Annotated in this window: 2 protein-coding genes; both read left to right on the top strand. The window is 77.4% G+C overall.

Going from position 1 to position 2,672, the window contains the following annotated elements:
* The coding region (locus C1A33_RS23445; RefSeq protein ID WP_243407872.1) for a DEAD/DEAH box helicase at window positions 1-2,274 on the top strand (2,274 nt) is incomplete at its 5' end.
* A gap of 20 nt (window positions 2,275-2,294) precedes the next feature.
* The coding region (locus C1A33_RS33845) for a cobalamin biosynthesis protein (protein ID WP_207770458.1) at window positions 2,295-2,672 on the top strand (378 nt) is incomplete at its 3' end.

Raw genomic sequence — 2,672 nt, 5'->3', positions numbered from 1 at the left:
GGGGACGGGGAGGGCTCCACGGAACGCGGCGCGGAGCGCGGCACGGACGGCACTCGCGGTGCGCAGGCGGCGCGCGGGCAGGCGCGGGACGGGCGTGACCGAGGCGCGGAACGGCGCCGCGGCGGGCCGTCCGGGCGAGGGCGCGATGCCAGCGGGCCGCGCGGTGAGCGTCCCGGCCCCGTGCGGACGGGTGCCGGGCCGGTGAGTGCAGGCGGGCGGGTGGTCAACCCGGACCTGCTGCGCCTGGCCCGCGAGGACGGCCGTGGACTGCCGGGGGCGGGAGCGCGGGGGCGCGGCCGCGGCGCGCCGGGGCCGCGGCGGCACTGGGTGCCCGGCCGGCCGGAGGTCGTCGAGCGCCTCGACCGCGACGGCCTGCTGCCCGCGATCGTGTTCGTCTTCTCCCGGGTGGGCTGCGACAGCGCCGTCACCTCCTGCGTGCGCACCGGGATGCGCCTGGTCGGCCCGGCCGAGCAGCAGCGCATCCGCACGATCGTGCGCGAGCGGACCGCCGGCATTCCCGACGCCGACCTCGACGTCCTCGGCTACTGGGGCTGGTTGGAGGGCCTGGAGCGGGGCATCGCCGCGCACCATGCCGGGATGCTCCCGACGTTCAAGGAGATCGTCGAGGAGCTGTTCGTCCAGGGCCTGGTCCGCGTCGTGTTCGCCACCGAGACCCTCGCGCTCGGCATCAACATGCCGGCCCGCACCGTCGTCCTCGAACGGCTCACGAAGTTCAACGGCGAGAGCCGTGTCGACATCACTCCCGGCGAGTACACCCAGCTCACCGGCCGGGCGGGGCGCCGTGGCATCGACGTGGAGGGCCATGCGGTCGTCCTGTGGCAGCCGGGCCTCGACCCGCTGGCGCTCGCCGGGCTCGCCTCGACCCGCACCTATCCGCTGCGCTCGTCGTTCCGTCCGTCGTACAACATGGCCGTCAACCTCGTCGGCCGCCTGGGCCACGACCGGTCCCGCGTGGTGCTGGAGTCGTCGTTCGCCCAGTTCCAGGCCGACCGCGACGTCGTGGGCCTGGCCAGCGAGGTGCGCCGCAACACCGAGATGATCGACGAGCTGCGCGCGGCGCTGCGCTGCGACCGCGGGGACGCCGCCGAGTACGACGGGCTGCGCCGCGACATCCGGGAGCGGGAGTCGGCGCTGTCACGGGAGGGCAGCGCGCGGCGGCGGGCGGAGTCGGCGGCGGCGCTCGGCCGGCTGCGCACCGGCGACATCGTCCGGGTCCCCGCCGGGCGGCGCAGTGGGCTCGCCGTCGTCCTCGACGCCGACACCGCGTCGGTCGCCGCCCCCGACGGCCCCCGCCCGGTGGTGCTCACCGCCGACCGGCAGGTCCGCCGGCTGTCCCTGGTCGACTTCCCGGTCGCCGTCGAACCGCTCGGCCGGGTGCGGGTGCCGCGCGCGTTCAACCCGCGTTCCCCGCAGTCGCGCCGCGACCTCGCCTCCTCGCTGCGCGCCGCCGGCGTCGACCCGGATGCGGGTGCCGGGCCGGGCCGCCGCGCCCGCGAGCGTTCGGCCGCCGCCGACGACGTCGAACTCGCCCGGCTGCGCCGTGCGCTGCGCTCCCACCCGGTGCACGAATGCCCGCGCCGCGAGGAGCATCTGCGCAGCGCCGAACGGGTCACCCGGCTGGTGAAGGAGACGGCGTCGATCTCGCGCAAGGTCGAGGGCCGCACGAACACCGTCGCCCGCACCTTCGACCGGGTCCGCGCCACTCTCACCGAGCTCGGCTACCTCGACGGCGACACCGTCACCGACGCCGGGCGGATCCTCGCCCGCATCTACTGCGAGCAGGACCTGCTCGTCGCCGAATGCCTGCGCGCCGGCGTCTGGGAGGAGCTCACCCCGCCGGCCCTGGCCGCCGCCGTCTCGGCGCTGGTCTTCGAGCCGCGTGGTGACGACGTGGGCGCGCCCGCGCTGCCCGGCGGGGTGGCGCTGCGCGACTGCCTCGACGAGATGGCGCGCCTGTCGGCCCGTCTCGGTGACGTCGAGCAGGCCCACCGGCTGTCGTTCCTGCGCCCGCCCGAGCTCGGGTTCGTGCCCGCCGCCCACGACTGGGCGCACGGCCGCTCGCTGGAGCGGGTCCTGACCGGCAGCGCGGTGGAGCTCACCGCCGGCGACTTCGTCCGCTGGATGCGCCAGCTGCTCGACCTGCTCGACCAGATCGCCAAGGTCGCCCCCGAGGGCACCCGGGTGCGCCGCACCGCCCGCGCCGCGATGGACGCCCTGCGCCACGGCGTCGTCGCCTACGCGATGACCGTCTGAGCGGCGCCGGGGGCGGGCGAGTGTCGCAGCGGACGTGTGCCCGGCTGGGCGGGCTGGTCGTCGGGGTCGTGCTGGACGCCCTGATCGCGGACCCGGCCCGGCTGCATCCCGTCGCCGGCTTCGGCCAGGCCGCCGCCGGTCTGGAGAGACGGCTCTACCGGGACAGCCGCCGCGCCGGCGCGGCGCACACGGCGCTGCTCGTCGCCGCCGTCGCCGTGCCCGCCGCCTGCGCCGACCGCCTGCTCGCCCGTGCCGCCACCCGCCCAGCGGGGGCCGGCGCCGTTCGCCGGTACGCGTGGTCGGCGGCACACGGCGGCGTGCGCGCCCGACTGGCCGGGCGGGGGAGTGGGCCGAGGGCGCTGGCGGTGACCGCGGGGCTGACCTGGGCGGTGGTGGGC

It is taken from the genome of Frankia canadensis (assembly GCF_900197875.1).
In the GTDB taxonomy this organism is placed as follows: Bacteria; Actinomycetota; Actinomycetes; order Frankiales; family Frankiaceae; genus Frankia; species Frankia canadensis.
The sequence above is the reverse complement of the archived record's forward strand: the minus strand, read 5'-3'. Positions and strand labels throughout refer to the sequence as shown.